Consider the following 14,470-nt stretch of genomic DNA (forward strand, 5'->3'; position numbering starts at 1 on the left):
ACCGGGCGCACCCGGTCGGGCGCCGCCTAAACTCTGGCTCCATGACGCCGGCTGCCGTGGTGGCGCTGACTTCGATCGCGCTCGTCGCGGTGGCGTCCACCGTGATCGGTTCGTTCGGCGTGCGGTTCGCGCGCAACACCTCCGACTTCCTGGTCGCCTCCCGCACGGTCGGGCCGACCGCGAACGCGGGCGCGATCTCCGGGGAGTACCTGTCCGCCGCGTCCTTCCTCTCGGTGGCCGGGATGATCATGAAGGACGGCCCGGACGCGCTGTGGTACCCGGTCGGATACACCGGCGGCTACCTGGCGCTGCTGCTGTTCGTGTCCGCGCCGCTGCGCCGCTCCGGGGCGTACACGGTGCCGGACTTCGCCGAGTTCCGGCTGCGCAGCCCGCTGGTGCAGCGGGTGAGCACCATCTTCGTGATCGTCATCGGCTGGATGTACCTGCTGCCGCAGCTGCAGGGCGCCGGGCTCACCGTGGCCACCGCCGTGCCGACGCTGCCGCCCTGGACCGGGGCCGTCGCGGCCGGCCTTGTGGTCATCGCGACGGTGGTGTTCGGCGGCATGCGCTCGATCACGTTCGTGCAGGCGTTCCAGTTCTGGCTCAAGCTCACCGCGCTGGCGCTGCCCGCGCTGATCCTGGTGATCTACCTGGGCAGCGACCACCGCCCGTTCAACCGGCCGGCCCCGCCGCAGTTCCCCACCGACACCACCGTGCAGATCAAGACCGACGTGGTGCTGCAGGTCAGCCAGCCGGTGACGTTCGAGGCCACCGGCGTGCTGGACGGCCAGCCGGTCCGTGGCCTGGTCCGGTGGAACACCGGCGAGCACACCGTGCTGAAGAACTCCCGGCTCACCTTCGACGCCGGCTCCTCGGTGCCGGTGCCGGCCGGCTCGCCGGCGCGCGACTCCAGCTGGCTGACCCCGCTGTCCGGCAACGAGGAGCACCCGCTGGTCGGCATCTACTCGCTGATCATGGCCTGTTTCCTGGGCACCATGGGGCTGCCGCACGTGCTGGTGCGCTTCTACACCAACCCGGACGGGCGGGCCACCCGCCGCACGGCGGTGGCGGTGCTGGCCATGCTCGGCGGGTTCTACCTGTTTCCCACGCTGCTGGGCGCGATGTCGCGGCTGTACGTGCCGCAGCTGCTGGTCAGCGGGGACACCGACGCGGCGGTGCTGCTGCTGCCGTCGGCCGCGCTCGGCGGCGGGCCGCTGCCCACGCTGATCGGCGGGCTGGTCGCGGCCGGTGCCTGGGCGGCGTTCCTGTCCACCGCGTCCGGCCTGGTGGTCGGCGTGGCCGGGGTGCTCTCGACCAGCCCGACGCTGTTCCGCCGGGGCGGAGTGCGTGACTTCCGGCTGGCCGCCGTGCTCGCCGGCGTGGTACCGCTGGGGCTGGCGCTGTTCGCCACCCGGATGGACTTCGCGCAGACGGTGGCGCTGGCGTTCGCGGTGGCCGCGTCCACGTTCTGCCCGCTGCTGGTGCTGGGCATCTGGTGGAGCGGGCTGACCGACCGGGGCGCCGTGGCCGGGCTGCTGGTCGGCGGGGTGACCTCGGCCGGCGCGGTGATGGTGAGCCTGATCGGCTTCAACTTCGCCGGCTGGCTCGGCACCCTGCTCGGCCGTCCCGCCATCATCACGGTGCCGCTGGCGTTCCTGGTCATGATCGTGGTCAGCAAGGCCACCTCGGGCCGGCTGCTGCCCGACGTGTCCCGGTTGATGCTGCGCCTGCACGCGCCGGAGCGGTTGGGCCTGAGCCAGGACCGGGCTCGCGACCTCGACGAGGCGACACCCGATCTGCGCAAAGCGGAGTGACCGCTACGCCATCCGGCTACACTCATTCGGATGCGTCATTTGAGTACAGCTGAAATGAGTTCCCGGATGGCCTCGCCCGAAAGGGTGATTTCGGCCCGGCTTTCCCCTGGTCTCTCTTCGGCGCCATCGGCGTGGGTATGGGACGTGTTCTAGTGTGATGGATCCCACGAAACCCACGCTGCGTATCTGATCAACCACCAAGCGGCCCGGCGTACCGCATGCACGTCGGAGAAGGAGAGCCTCGTGAGTACAACCGGTGAACGCCCACCGGGCAGCACCCGGTACGAGCAGATCCAGGCAAGCCCGGAGTTCGTCAAGCTCCGCAAGCGGCTGCGCCGGTTCGTGTTTCCGATGAGCGTCGCGTTCCTGGCCTGGTACCTGTTCTACGTCGTGCTCGCGGCGTACGCGCCGGAGTTCATGTCGATCAAGTTAGCGGGCAACCTGAACGTCGGCCTGCTGATCGGCGTGCTGCAGTTCGTCAGCACCTTCGTGATCACCACGATCTACGTGCAGTACGCCAACAAGCACCTCGACCCGTCCGCCGAGCGGATCCGCGCGCAGCTCGAAGGGAGCGACGAGGAGTGAACGCGCTCTACCTCGCCGAGACGACCGTCGGCAAGCCGGCGCTGAACATCGGCATCTTCCTGGTCTTCGTGCTGATCACGTTGGTGATCGTGTTCCGGGTCAGCCGGACCAACCGGACGGCCTCGGACTACTACGCCGCCGGGCGGGCGTTCACCGGCACCCAGAACGGTGTCGCCATCTCCGGTGACTACCTGTCGGCGGCGTCATTCCTCGGCATCGCCGGCGCGATCTCCACCGTGGGCTACGACGGCTTCCTCTACTCGATCGGCTTCCTGGTGGCCTGGCTGGTGGCCCTGCTGCTGGTCGCCGAGCTGCTGCGCAACACCGGCAAGTTCACCATGGGCGACGTGCTCAGCTTCCGGATGCGGCAGCGTCCGGTGCGGGCCGCCGCCGCGGTGTCCACCCTGGTGGTCTCGTTCTTCTACCTGCTCGCCCAGATGGCCGGCGCCGGCGGGCTGATCTCGCTGCTGCTCGGCGTGGAGAACGACAAGACCACGTTCTTCAACGGCCAGTCCCTGGTGATCGCCATCGTCGGCATCCTCATGATCGTCTACGTGCTGGTGGGCGGCATGAAGGGCACCACCTGGGTGCAGATCATCAAGGCCACGCTGCTGCTGGTCGGCGCCGCCGTGATGACCGTGTGGGTGCTCGGCAAGTTCGGCTTCAACCTCTCCGCCGTGCTCGGCCAGGCCGTGGAGCACAGCCCGAAGAACGGCGAGAAGATCCTCGGCCCCGGCCTGCAGTACGGCAAGACGGCCACCTCGAAGATCGACTTCGTGTCGCTGGGGCTGGCCCTGGTGCTCGGCACCGCCGGCCTGCCGCACATCCTGATGCGGTTCTACACGGTGCCCAGCGCCAAGGAGGCCCGTCGCTCGGTGGTCTGGGCGATCTGGCTGATCGGCATCTTCTACCTGTTCACCCTGGTGCTCGGCTACGGCGCGGGCGCGCTGGTCGGGCCGGACACGATCAGCAAGGCGCCCGGCGGGGCGAACTCGGCGGCGCCGCTGCTGGCCTTCGAGCTGGGCGGCGAGATCCTGCTCGGGCTGATCTCGGCGGTCGCGTTCGCCACCATCCTTGCGGTGGTGGCCGGCCTGACCATCACCGCGTCCGCCTCGTTCGCGCACGACGTGTACGCCAACGTGCTCAAGAAGCACATCGGCACCGAGCCGGACGCCGAGGTGAAGGTGGCCCGGCGCACCGCGCTGGTGATCGGCGTGGTGGCCATCGTGGGCGGAATCCTGGCCAACGGGCAGAACATCGCGTTCCTGGTGGCGCTGGCCTTCGCGGTGGCCGCCTCGGCGAACCTGCCGACGATCCTGTACTCGCTGTTCTGGAAGCGGTTCAACACCACCGGCGCGCTGTACAGCATCTACGGCGGGCTCATCTCGTCGGTGGTTCTGATCATCTTCTCGCCGGCGGTGTCCGGGTCGTCCAGCGCGATGCTCAGCAAGGTGGACTTCCACTTCTTCCCGCTGCAGAACCCGGGCCTGGTGTCCATCCCGCTGTCGTTCATCCTCGGCATCGTCGGCACCTACGTCGGCACCAAGGACCCGGACGGGTCGTCGCGGTACGCCGAGATGGAGGTCCGCTCGCTGACCGGGGCCGGCTCCGAGCGCTCGGACCGGCCCGCCGTCCAGCACTAAACCCTTAGTACCACCCGCCACCCGGGCGCCTTTACCACTGGTTGACGCGCCCGGGTGGCACCATGTTGGGGTGAGTTCCTCCCAGCTGCCGGCGGTGCCGGTCGACGCGCTGCCGGCCGATGCCCGCCCGCTCGACGTGCGCGAGGCCGACGAGTGGGCCGCCGGCCGGGCCCCCACCGCCGTGCACATCCCGATGTCCGAGCTGACCGGCCGGTTGCACGAGCTGCCCGACGACCAGGACCCGCTGTACGTGATCTGCCGCTCCGGCGGGCGCTCCGCCCGGGTGGTGGCCTACCTGGTCTCCCAGGGCTACCCGGCGGTGAACGTGGACGGCGGCATGCAGGCCTGGGCCGGCGCCGGCAAGCCGCTGGTGGCCGACGGCCCGGGCCAGCCGGAGATCGTCTGATGCACGGGCGCCGGGCGTGATCTGCCCACGCTGCGGCCAGGCGCAGCCGCCGGAGGCGCGCTCCGGCGTGTTCTGCGTGCACTGCGGCCAGTTCCTGGTGGCCACCAGGTGGGTCGCGACGCCGCCACCGCCGGCGCGGCCGTCCTCGGCTCCCGCGCGGTGGCGCGGCCGGTACACCGGTCCGCCGAGCTATCGGGTCACGCCGAACTGGGGGTTCCCCCCGCTGCCCTGGCAACGCGAGCGGCCGGCACCCGAGCCCTCGGCAGCGGCGGCCGCCGCCCGCCACGCCGGCCTGCTCATCCCGCTGCTGCGCGGGGTGGCCGTGCTGGCCGGGCTGGCCGCGGCCGCCGAGATCTGGCGGTACGTGCTGTTGCTACGCAGCCGGGACTCCGCGCTGAACGCCGGCGAGGTGGCCGCCTCGGACGCGCTGGAGCAGGCGGCGTCCTGGGTGTGCACCCTGATGGCCGTGGGCGCGGGCTGCTACCTGCTGGTGTGGCTGCGGCAGGTGATCGCGGCGGCGGCCACGAACTCGAACGTACGGCCGTCCAGGAGCGGGCTCGCCACGCTGGTCGGCTGGTTGGTGCCCGGCCCGAACCTGACGGTGCCCGGCTCGATGCTGGCCGAGGTGGAGCACACCGCGCTGGGTCGGCCTCCCGGCGGGCGGCCACGGCCGTCCCGCCTGTTGCTGGTGTGGTGGGGGCTGTGGGCAGCGAACGTGGTGCTCGGCGTGGTCGCGGTGGTCTGGATGTTCCGCGCCGGGGTGCAGGCCAAGGCCGACGGCGTGGTCCTGCACGCGCTGGTCGACCTGGCGGCGGCGGCGACCGCGACCGTCACCGCGCGGGTGGTCGCCTGGCTGACCGCGCTGGTCAACCCGCCCAGGACGATCCGGCTGCCGACGGTGGTCAGCGTCCGCACCCCGGCCGCTACGGCCTGACCGGCCTCGCCGCACCGGCGCCTCGGCGGGGCGACTACCGTGTGGCGCGATGAGCAAGAAGACGAAGGGCCGGGCCGGGGCGCGCGCCGCGACCGCACAGGCCGGCGGCCCGAACCCCAAGCAGCCCTGTCCCTGCGGCTCGGGCAAGCGGTACAAGGCCTGCCACGGCGCCGGCGACGAGGTGATCGTGCTGCGCCCGTTCGATGGCCTGGCCGCCGAGCCGGACCTGATCGCGCTGCGCGAGTTCGTCCCGTCCGGCCTGGCGCCGCTGCCGCTGTCCGAGGCCGGCGCGAAGCTGGCCGGGGAGCGCACCGCGACCCTGGCCACCGTGCTCCCCGGCGCGTCCGCCGGGATGGTCCGCGCGGACGGCACCGCGCTGGTCGGGCTGCAGACCCAGACCAGGGGCGGGGACATCTCCGCCGACCTGGGCCGCGCGCTGCGCTGGGCGCTGACCGCCGAGCCGGGCGAGGTGCTGCCGGTGTCCGGGTCGTCGCTGGGTGACGGGCCGGTGCGGCTGCAGGACCTGGTCGACCCGGACGCCTCGCTGGACATCACCGTGCACAAGGACTTCGGCTGGTGGCTGCCCGAGGACTCGTCCGAGGAGCCCAGCGCGGACGTGACGGCGGCGCTGGAGCACGCCAACAGCGTGATCAGGCCGACCGAGCCGGTCCGGGGCGAGGGCGTGCGGGCGGCGTACTGGGTGGACGCGGGCGAGAAGGCCCACCTGCGCTGGGTGCGCCCGGAGCCGGAGGACCGGCTGCTGGCCGCGCTGGCCCGGCTGTTGGCGAACGACGAGCTGGACCTCGGCGAGGGGTCGCGCTACGCCGGTTCGTTCCGGGCGCACGGGCTGCTGGTGCCGGTCTGGGACCTGGACCTGGAGATGCACGCCAAGGAGTGGTCCGCACCGGCGCAGGCGTTCGCCGGGCGGCTGGAGCGGGCGCTGGGCTCGCTGGACGACGAACCGGCCAGCGAGCGCGAGCGTCGGGCTCGGGACTCACTGGCCGGTCGGCAGATCACTCTGCGCTGACCCGTGACCGTCGGAGAGTAAGTACGGCGGCCACTATGAACACGAACCCGAGGAACCGTCCGGCCGGGATGAACGCGGCGACGGCGATGGACGGCAACGCGGGCACGGCGAGGTTCAGCGTCGACACCAGGCCGAGCGCGGCCACCACGAACCCGAAGGTGGACAGCCACACCGGCAACCGTCCGGAGAAGCGGCCCGCCACGGCGGTGGTCAGCACCAGCAGGGACAGCGCGAGCACATGCGCCGGCCCGCCGATCAGGAACACCAGGTAGGCCAGCGCGGAGGTGAGCGCCGGCTGGCCGGTGAGCGCCGGGTGGGTGAGCGTGCTGGTCAGGGCGCCGCTCAGCAGCAGGGTGCCGGCGGCAAGCGCCCCGGCGGCGATCAGCTGCGGCGCCGGGCGGTCGCCAAGGGTGCGGGCCAGGCCGGCGGAGAACACGACGAGGGGCACGGCGGCCAGCCCCTGGGTGAACCCGATGATCGCGATCGCCTCCCGGTTCGAGGTGAAGAACCCGAGCACCTCGTCCGGGGATGCGGTCGGCACCGGCCAGCCGCCCTTGGTGGTGGCGAGGCCGGCGACCAGGCCGGCCAGGAAGATCACGACGAACCCGATGCCGGCCCAGAGCCGGGGGTCGGTCCGCCGCTCGGTGGCAATGTCAGTCATACCGAGCAGTGTTCTCGTTGACCGCCGCCGCGACGTCCTACCGACGGAGTGTCCCTGACCAGCCCGGATACCGCGCCGGGCGTAGCCGCGGTTCCACGTGAAACCGTCTACCCGTACGGGTCGCGGGCGAGCGGGCAGGACATGCAGCGGGGGCCGCCCCGGCCGGAGCCCAGCTCGGAGCCGGCGATCCTGATCACCTCGATGCCGGCGTCCTCCAGCCTCGCGTTGGTCTCGGTGTTGCGCTCGTAGGCGACGACGACGCCCGGGGCCACCGCGAGCGTGTTGTTGCCGTCGTCCCACTGCTCGCGCTCGGCGGTCACCGGGTCGAGGCCGGTGGCGATCACCCGCAGCTCGGCCACGCCCATCGCGTCGGCGGCCGCTTTCCGGAACGGGGTGGGGCCGTCCACCTTGATCCCGTCGACCGTCGACCGCACCGTGTAGGCGCACAGCGTGTCGCGCAGCGGCTCGTACATCACGACCGCGTCGGTGTCGACCATGGTGCACACCGTGTCCAGGTGCATGGTGGCCCTGGCCTGCGCGATCGGCACCACCAGCACGGTCTCGGCCAGGCCGTCGGCCAGCGCGGAGCGGGCCAGCGACTCGGCCCCGGCCGGCGTGGTGCGCTCGCCGACCCCGATGGCCAGCACGCCGGGGGCGAGCAGCAGCACGTCGCCGCCCTCCACCGGCGCGTTGTGCGCCTCGTAGGCCCGGCCGACGCCGGTGAACCGTGGGTGGTGGGCGTAGATCAGGTCGGTCAGCGCGGTCTCCCGGCGCCGCGCCGGCAGCGCCAGCGAGGTGATCGCCACCCGGTCGGCCAGCCACACCGAGGAGTCCCTGGTGAACATCAGGTTGGGCAGCGGGTCGATGACGAAGTCGCTGGCCGGATGCATGGTGCGTACAAGCGACGCGGCTGGGGTCCCGTCCGGCAGCTCGGCGAAGGTGAGGCCGGCGGTGAGCGTCTCGGCCAGCTCGGCGGGCGGCAGCTCGGCGAGGTGGTCGCCCAGCTCGGCGGCCAGCGGTGGGCCCAGCCGGCGTTCGTCCAGCACGCTCCCGACGCCCCGCTCGCGCGCCGCCGGGTCGGCCAGGGTCTCGGTGAGCAGCTCGTCCAGCAGCAGCACCTCCACCCCGCGCTCGGCCAGCGCGGTGGCGAACCCGTCGTGCTCGCGCTGCGCGCGGGCCACCCACGGGATGCCGTCGAAGAGCAGCTGGTCGTTGTTGCGCGGGGTCAGCCTGGTCAGCTCGGCGCCGGGGCGGTGCAACAGGACGGCCCGCAGCCGGCCCACCTCGCTGTCCACCCGGTACGGCGCCGTCATGATCCCCATCATCAACGCAGCGTAACGGTGTCCGTGCCCGCGTCCCAGGTGTTGTACAGCTCGGCGTACGGGCCGCCGGCGGCCATCAGCTCGTCGTGTGGCCCCTGCTCCACGATCCGGCCCTCGTCCATCACGATGACCCGGTCCGCGTCGCGCGCGGCGTGCAGCTGGTGGGCGATGGCGACCACCGTGCGCCCGTCCAGCACGGCGGCCAGCGACCGTTCCAGGCCCCTGGACACAGTGGGGTCGACCATCGACGTGGCCTCGTCCAGGACCAGGGTGTGCGGGTCGGCCAGCACCAGGCGGGCCAGCGCGAGCTGCTGCACGATGGCCGGCGGCACCGGCACCCCCTCGGAGCCGAGCCGGGTGTCCAGGCCGTCGGGCAGGCGCAGCGCCCAGTCCGAGGCGCCGGCGGCGCGCAGCGCGTCGTGCAGCTCCTCGTCGGACGCCGAGCGGGGCAGCGTCAGGTTATCCCGCAGCGTCCCGGTGAACACGTGCTGCTCCTGGGTGACCAGCACGACCTCGCGCCGGCGCCGCTCCAGCGGCAGCGCGCTGATCGGCACCCCGCCCACCAGGACCTCGCCCCGGTCCGGCGGGTTGATGCCGGCGAGCAGCCGCCCGAGGGTGGACTTCCCGGCGCCGGACGGCCCGACCACCGCGATCCGCTCCCCGAACTCGATGGCCAGGTCGATGCCGTGCAGCACGTCCCGACCGGCCCGGTAGCCGAACCGCACGCCGCGCAGCTCGATGCGCCGGCCGGCGGGCACCACGCTCGGGTCCCCGGTGTCCGGCGGCACCTTGCCCACTCCCAGCACCCGGCGCAGCGCGGCGTGACCGATCTGCAGCTCGTCCATCCACCCGAGCACCTCGTTGATCGGCTCGGTCAGCGCGCCGGCGTAGAGCACCATGGCCGTCACCTCGCCGATGCCGACCAGCCCCGCCTGGTACGCCCACGCGCCGAACAGCAACAACACCGCGATGGGCAGCAGCGCGGCGGCGTCGAGGCCGGCCAGGAACACCCCCCACAGCTGCCCGCTGCGGCGCTCTCCGGCGACCGCGGTGCGCATCGCGGCGTCGTGGTGCGTGCGCCGCCTGCCGCCCAGCCCGAGCGCCTCCACGGTGCGCCCGCCGACCACCGTCTCGTGCGCGCTGGCGTGCACCTTCGCCCAGCTCGCCAGGGTCCGTTCGTAGACCGGCACCGCGCGCGGCCGGTACCACCGGGTGAGCACCACCAGCAGCGGCACCGAGACCAGCGCGCCCAGCGCCAGCAGCGGCGACGTGATCACCATCGCGACCGCCGTGAGCAGCACCATCACCGAGGCGATGACGATCTCCGGCGCGGCCTGGCGCAGGCCCTCGTCCAGCTTGTCCACGTCCGAGGTGGCCCGCCCGAGCAGCTCGCCGGTGCCGGCCGTCTCCACGGTGTCCAGCGGCAGCTCCACCGCGTGGTGCACCAGGTCCTCCCTGGCCTTGGCCAGCAGCCGCTCGCCGAATACCGCCGCCACGAACCGGGCCCAGGCGCGCAGCGCGGCCTGCACCAGCAGCACGCCGACGAACAGCAGCGCGAGCAGGTCGACCGCCGTGGTCGCCGCGCCCCGCCGCACCGACTCCACCAGTTCGCCGAGCACCCACGGCCCGACCAGGCCGGCCCCCGTGGCCAGCCCGAACAGGGTGAGCATCGCGGCGAACGCGGCCCGGTTCGTGGTGGCCACCGTCCATAGCCATGCGCGCACCTCGCGGGGCCCGGCCAGCGGGTACGCCGACGCCTCCGCCGACCCCTCCGCCGAGTCCGTCACGATGTCTCCTTACGGTCCGCCACGGCCGCCCACAGCGGGCTCCGGCTGATCACCACGGTGGTCCGGCCCCGGCGCAGCCGGGCCACCCGGCGGGCGATGCGCGCCTCGGTGTGTGCGTCCACCGCCGACGTCGGCTCGTCCAGTACCAGCACGTCCGGGTCGGCGGACAGCGCTCGGGCCAGCATCAAGCGCTGCCGCTGCCCGCCGGAGAGCCGGCGTCCGCGCTCGGTGAGCCGCTCGCGCACGCCGTCCGGGAGCCCGGCCACGATGTCCGAGGCGTCGGCGGCCCAGAGCACCTTGTCCAGCCCGACCGTCGCCTGGTCGAGCTGGACCTCCTCGGCGAGGCCCCCGGAGAACAGCAGGTCCTGGTTGTGCGCGACCAGGATCCGCCCGCGCACCTCGTCCAGCTCGGCGTCCCGCAGCGGCGTCCGCGCGTTTGTGCCGACGGCGACCACGGCGGAGTCCGCGTACCGCCCGAGCCGGTCGGCCACCTCCTCGGACGGCCCGGACGGGCGGATCACCGTCAGCTCGCCCGGCGGGCAGTGCAGGCCCGTCTCCGGGTCGGACAGCCCGAGCGCGCCGGCCGGCAGCGGGGTGGGCTCGGCGGGGCTTTCCAGCTCGGGCCGCAGCCGCAGCACGGTGACGATCCGGCCGGCGGCGACCAGCGCCTCGCTCACGCTGTGCACCGCCCCGGTGGCCAGGCTCACCGGGATCACCAGGAACGCCGACAGCCCGTAGAACGCGACCAGCTCGCCGACGGTGATCGTCCCGTCCAGCGCCAGCCGGGCCCCCAGCCAGGTCACCGCCACCGTGACCAGGCCGGGCAGCAGCACCGCGATCCCGTCCAGCAGCGCGTCGATCCGCCCGGCGCTCACCCCGGCGCGGCGGACCCGCTGGCTGGTCTCGGCGAACCTGTCGGCGAACCGCCGCTCGCCCCCGATGCCGCGCAGCACCCGCAGCCCGGACACGATGTCGGCGGCCAGCGTGGTCGCCGCGCCGACCTGCTCGCGGTGCTTCTCGGTGCGCCGGCGCAGCGGTCCGAGCAGCGGCGCGATGCCCACGGTGGCCAGCGGCACGCCGATCAGCACCACCGCGCCCAGCAGCGGGCTGCGCTCCAGCACCACGACCGCTACCAGCGCGAACGCCACCAGGCCTCCGGTGGTGCGGCCGATCACCTCCAGCGCGGCGCCGATGTGGTGGACGTCCGACGAACCGATCGCCACCACCTCGCCCGCGCGGATCTTGCGGGGCAGCGCCGCGCCGACCGTGGTCGCGTGCCGCAGCACCGCGCGCTGCACGATGGTGGCCGCCCGTACCCACAGCTTGACCGAGTAGTACTCCAGCAACCCGACGCTGATCACCTGCACCACGCCCAGCGCGAGCAACACGCCGACCCAGGTCCACAGCGAGCCGCCGAGCCCCCAGTCACCGCCGAGCGCGTCCTCGCCGCCCTCCGCGGCCGGGTCGGGGGCGCCGCGCCGCAGTGCCGCGTCGATCGCCCGGCCGATGGCCAGCGGCATCAGCGCCACCGGGACCGTCCACAGCACGCCCAAGGTCATGGCGCACGCCAGGGTGCCCGGCACGGCCCGGAGCACCGACCACAGCAGCCGGGGCGCCGAGCGGGCGTCGAGCCTGTGTCAATAGAACATGACCGCAGGCTAACCACGGCCGACGAAAGCCGGCCACCGAGTTTCGCCCGCCCGTGCCGGCACCGCCCCCGACCTATGGAGGATCATGGACATCGGCGGCTTCCAACCGGAGGGACCATGCGGGAGATCACCCTGTTCAGCGGCTCGGCGCACCCGGAGCTGGCGGCCGCGATCGCCCATCACCTGGAGGTGCCGCTGGCCCCGACCCGGGTGACCCGGTTCACCAACGACTGCATCGAGGTGCAGCTGCAGGCCAACTGCCGGGAACGCGACGTGTTCATCGTCCAGCCGCTGGTGCCGCCGGTGCAGGAGAACCTGGTCGAGCTGCTGCTCATGCTGGATGCCGCGCGCGGCGCGTCCGCCGCCCGGATCACCGTCGTGATGCCGCACTTCGCCTACGCCCGCTCGGACAAGAAGGACGCCCCCCGCATCTCCATCGGCGCCCGGCTGATCGCCGACCTGCTGGTCACCGCCGGCGCGGGCCGGGTGCTGGCGATGACGCTGCACTCCCCGCAGGTGCACGGCTTCTTCAGCGTCCCGGTGGACCACCTGCACGCCCTGCACGAGCTGGCCGCGCACTTCCGGGGCGGCGTCGACCTGTCCAACTCCGTGGTGGTCTCGCCCGACCTCGGCAACGCCAAGGAGGCCTCGAAGTTCGCCCGGTCGCTGGGGCTGCCGGTCGCGGCGGCGGCCAAGCAGCGCTTCTCGGACGACAAGGTGGTGATCAGCTCGGTCATCGGTGACGTGCGCGGGCGGGACGTGATCGTGCTCGACGACGAGATCGCCCGGGGCAGCACCATCCTCGAGCTGCTGGACAAGCTGTCCGAGCTGGACGTCGCCTCGGTCCGGGTGGCCTGCACGCACGGCCTGTTCACCGACGGCGCGCTGGCCAGGATCAGCGCGCGCGACGAGGTGTCCGAGATCGTCTGCACCAACACGGTGCCGATCCCCGAGCAGAGCCGCTCATCGAAGCTGACGGTCCTCTCCGTGGCCGCCCCCCTGGCCGAAGCCGTCCGCCGCATCCACAACGGCGAGTCCGTCAGCGTCCTGTTCGAAGACCACTGACCGCCCAGGTCAACGCGTCGCCCTGTCGGTCTTGCGGTGTGCCCGGCGCAGTGCACGGTGGCCACGCCAAACGCGCTCGCCGATACTCCCAGTCCGCCGTTCCGGCCAGCACCAACACGGCCGAGACCGACGCACCCACGAACCCGCCTATCCACAGGTCCGACATCTCGGAGACCTCCAAGCTTGCTTAGTTATCTAGATAACCTTATCCAGATAGCATCGCGTGACGCCAGCCCCGACCGTCTAGATAGCCTCGCCGAATGCCGCGAACCAGGCCTTGGGTCCGGATCGCCGAGGACCTACGCACAGCAGTCACGTCCGGCCGCCTCCGTCCGGGCGACCCGCTGCCCACCGCCCGCGAGCTGATGGATCGCTGGGGCGTCGCCCGGCAGACCGTGCAGAACGCCATCGACCAACTACGGACCGAGGGACTCGTGGGCAGCCGCCCTGGTCGCGGTTGGTACGTCGCCGAGCGGCCCGCGATCCGCAGGTTGGCCCGGAACCGGCTGAGCAAGGCCGAACGAGACGCCGGGCGTGGCGCGTTCCTGTCGGACGCCGCGCAGGGCGGATGGCGGCCGGACGTCTCGGTCGAGGTCCGCAGGCAGCCGGCCGACGACCGCATTGCCGGCATCCTCGACCTCGCCGGCGATGTGGCCGAGGTCGTGGTGCGCGCCCGCGAGATGCGGGCGGACGGTCGGGTGGTCCAGCTGGCCACGTCGTACTTCCCGGCCGGCATCGCGGCCGGGACCGCGATCGAGCAGCCCGACACCGGGGACGGCGGGGTGTACGAGCGGCTGGAGGAGCTCGGGTTTCGGCTCACCCACTTCGAGGAGGCTGTCAACGCTCGACCGGCGCGACCGGAGGAGGCGAGCGGCCTCGGCATTCCCGCCGGCTACCCGGTGCTCGCGGTGACCCGGGTGGCGTGGGCGGGCGACCGCGCCGTCGAGGTCAACGACATGGTGCTCGCCGGTGATCGGTACGAGCTGGTCTACACGTTGCCGGCCGACTGACCCGCTAGCGTTCACGCCGGCCTCGGCGCGAGCTGACGCCGGGGTCGTGAGCGTCAGCGGCGGCCGACGCGGCTGGGCGGTGGGGCGAGCGGTTGGTCGGGGAGCGCGGTGATCACCTGGTTCGCGGTGTGCTGGAAGATCACCGAGGAGCGGAAGCCGGCGATCTCGCGGCGCTGGCTGAACCTGTCGAGCAGGAACGCCTGCAGGTGCTCGATGTCGCGCACGGCGACGTGGACCAGGAAGTCATCGCCGCCGGCCAGCACGAACACCGCGAGCACCTCGGGCAGCGCGATCACCGAGTCGTGGAAGTTGTCGATCACCATCCGGTTCAGCGGGCGGACCTGCACGGTGATCAACGCCTGGACCTGGCGGCCGAGCGAGGGCAGGTCGACCCGCGCGGTGTAGCCCCGGAGCACGCCGCGCTCGCGGAGCAGCCTGACCCGCTCCAGGCAGGTCGACGGCGCCACCCCCACCGCGCGGGCCAGGTCGCGGTTGGTCTGCCGAGCGTCGCGTTGCAGTTCGGCCACCAGCGCCGAATCTATGTCGTCCATGAACACCATTCTGGCG

The 14,470-nt window shown here is 72.7% G+C and carries 13 protein-coding genes; 8 read left to right on the forward strand and 5 right to left on the reverse strand.

The window, feature by feature from the left end:
* Positions 1–41: 41 nt before the first annotated feature.
* From N912_RS54065 to N912_RS0123125, 6 genes are all read left to right on the forward strand, one after another.
* Positions 42–1,814, forward strand: coding sequence for a sodium/solute symporter (locus N912_RS54065; RefSeq protein ID WP_037066197.1), 1,773 nt, complete (start codon positions 42–44; stop codon positions 1,812–1,814).
* Between the two features lie 243 nt (positions 1,815–2,057).
* On the forward strand, positions 2,058–2,399 hold the full coding sequence (locus N912_RS0123105; protein ID WP_028924252.1) for a DUF485 domain-containing protein: 342 nt from the start codon (positions 2,058–2,060) through the stop codon (positions 2,397–2,399).
* Positions 2,396–4,042: a solute symporter family protein gene (locus tag N912_RS0123110; RefSeq protein WP_028924253.1), complete on the forward strand. Its 1,647-nt coding sequence runs from the start codon at positions 2,396–2,398 to the stop codon at positions 4,040–4,042. Before N912_RS0123105 ends, N912_RS0123110 begins: the two co-directional genes overlap by 4 nt.
* Before the next feature lie 70 nt (positions 4,043–4,112).
* Entirely contained in the window at positions 4,113–4,448 is a 336-nt protein-coding gene (locus N912_RS0123115) for a rhodanese-like domain-containing protein (RefSeq protein WP_028924254.1), read from the forward strand.
* A gap of 16 nt (positions 4,449–4,464) precedes the next feature.
* Entirely contained in the window at positions 4,465–5,382 is a 918-nt protein-coding gene (locus N912_RS0123120) for a DUF4328 domain-containing protein (RefSeq protein ID WP_051580666.1), read from the forward strand.
* Between the two features lie 49 nt (positions 5,383–5,431).
* Positions 5,432–6,409 carry a DUF5926 family protein gene (locus N912_RS0123125; protein ID WP_028924256.1) on the forward strand — a complete coding sequence of 326 codons (978 nt, stop codon included), beginning with the start codon at positions 5,432–5,434 and terminating at the stop codon, positions 6,407–6,409.
* On the opposite strand, the gene N912_RS60645 is transcribed toward N912_RS0123125, so the two are convergent.
* From N912_RS60645 to N912_RS0123145, 4 genes are all read right to left on the reverse strand, one after another.
* Positions 6,396–7,070, reverse strand: a complete 675-nt coding sequence (locus tag N912_RS60645; protein ID WP_051580667.1) for a hypothetical protein — start codon at positions 7,068–7,070, stop codon at positions 6,396–6,398. The genes N912_RS0123125 and N912_RS60645 overlap by 14 nt on opposite strands.
* A gap of 107 nt (positions 7,071–7,177) precedes the next feature.
* Positions 7,178–8,383 carry an arginine deiminase gene (locus N912_RS0123135; protein ID WP_245645388.1) on the reverse strand — a complete coding sequence of 402 codons (1,206 nt, stop codon included), beginning with the start codon at positions 8,381–8,383 and terminating at the stop codon, positions 7,178–7,180.
* An 11-nt stretch (positions 8,384–8,394) separates the two neighbouring features.
* Positions 8,395–10,179: an ABC transporter ATP-binding protein gene (locus N912_RS0123140; RefSeq protein ID WP_051580668.1), complete on the reverse strand. Its 1,785-nt coding sequence runs from the start codon at positions 10,177–10,179 to the stop codon at positions 8,395–8,397.
* Positions 10,176–11,738 carry an ABC transporter transmembrane domain-containing protein gene (locus N912_RS0123145; RefSeq protein ID WP_084211187.1) on the reverse strand — a complete coding sequence of 521 codons (1,563 nt, stop codon included), beginning with the start codon at positions 11,736–11,738 and terminating at the stop codon, positions 10,176–10,178. The genes N912_RS0123140 and N912_RS0123145 overlap by 4 nt, the downstream gene beginning before the upstream one ends.
* Before the next feature lie 207 nt (positions 11,739–11,945).
* Between N912_RS0123145 and N912_RS0123150 the strand changes: the two genes are divergently transcribed.
* Both N912_RS0123150 and N912_RS0123155 read left to right on the forward strand, forming a co-directional pair.
* Complete coding sequence (locus N912_RS0123150; protein ID WP_028924260.1) at positions 11,946–12,893, forward strand: ribose-phosphate diphosphokinase; 948 nt, start codon at positions 11,946–11,948, stop codon at positions 12,891–12,893.
* Positions 12,894–13,153: 260 nt separating this feature from the next.
* Positions 13,154–13,903, forward strand: coding sequence for a GntR family transcriptional regulator (locus N912_RS0123155; RefSeq protein ID WP_028924261.1), 750 nt, complete (start codon positions 13,154–13,156; stop codon positions 13,901–13,903).
* Between the two features lie 53 nt (positions 13,904–13,956).
* On the opposite strand, the gene N912_RS54075 is transcribed toward N912_RS0123155, so the two are convergent.
* Positions 13,957–14,454, reverse strand: a complete 498-nt coding sequence (locus N912_RS54075) for an Lrp/AsnC family transcriptional regulator (RefSeq protein WP_051580755.1) — start codon at positions 14,452–14,454, stop codon at positions 13,957–13,959.
* Positions 14,455–14,470: the final 16 nt, after the last annotated feature.

Source organism: Actinospineispora acaciae DSM 45401 (genome assembly GCF_000620785.1).
GTDB lineage: Bacteria > Actinomycetota > Actinomycetes > Mycobacteriales > Pseudonocardiaceae > Pseudonocardia > Pseudonocardia acaciae.

Bases quoted from the DNA above. Each gene is read 5' to 3' on its own strand.
- N912_RS0123155 (WP_028924261.1), top strand. From the start codon at position 13,154: ATGCCGCGAACCAGGCCTTGGGTCCGGATCGCCGAGGACCTACGCACA.
- N912_RS60645 (WP_051580667.1), bottom strand. From the start codon at position 7,070: ATGACTGACATTGCCACCGAGCGGCGGACCGACCCCCGGCTCTGGGCC.
- N912_RS54075 (WP_051580755.1), bottom strand. From the start codon at position 14,454: ATGGACGACATAGATTCGGCGCTGGTGGCCGAACTGCAACGCGACGCT.
- N912_RS0123150 (WP_028924260.1), top strand. From the start codon at position 11,946: ATGCGGGAGATCACCCTGTTCAGCGGCTCGGCGCACCCGGAGCTGGCG.
- N912_RS0123135 (WP_245645388.1), bottom strand. From the start codon at position 8,383: ATGACGGCGCCGTACCGGGTGGACAGCGAGGTGGGCCGGCTGCGGGCC.
- N912_RS0123125 (WP_028924256.1), top strand. From the start codon at position 5,432: ATGAGCAAGAAGACGAAGGGCCGGGCCGGGGCGCGCGCCGCGACCGCA.
- N912_RS0123145 (WP_084211187.1), bottom strand. From the start codon at position 11,738: ATGACCTTGGGCGTGCTGTGGACGGTCCCGGTGGCGCTGATGCCGCTG.
- N912_RS54065 (WP_037066197.1), top strand. From the start codon at position 42: ATGACGCCGGCTGCCGTGGTGGCGCTGACTTCGATCGCGCTCGTCGCG.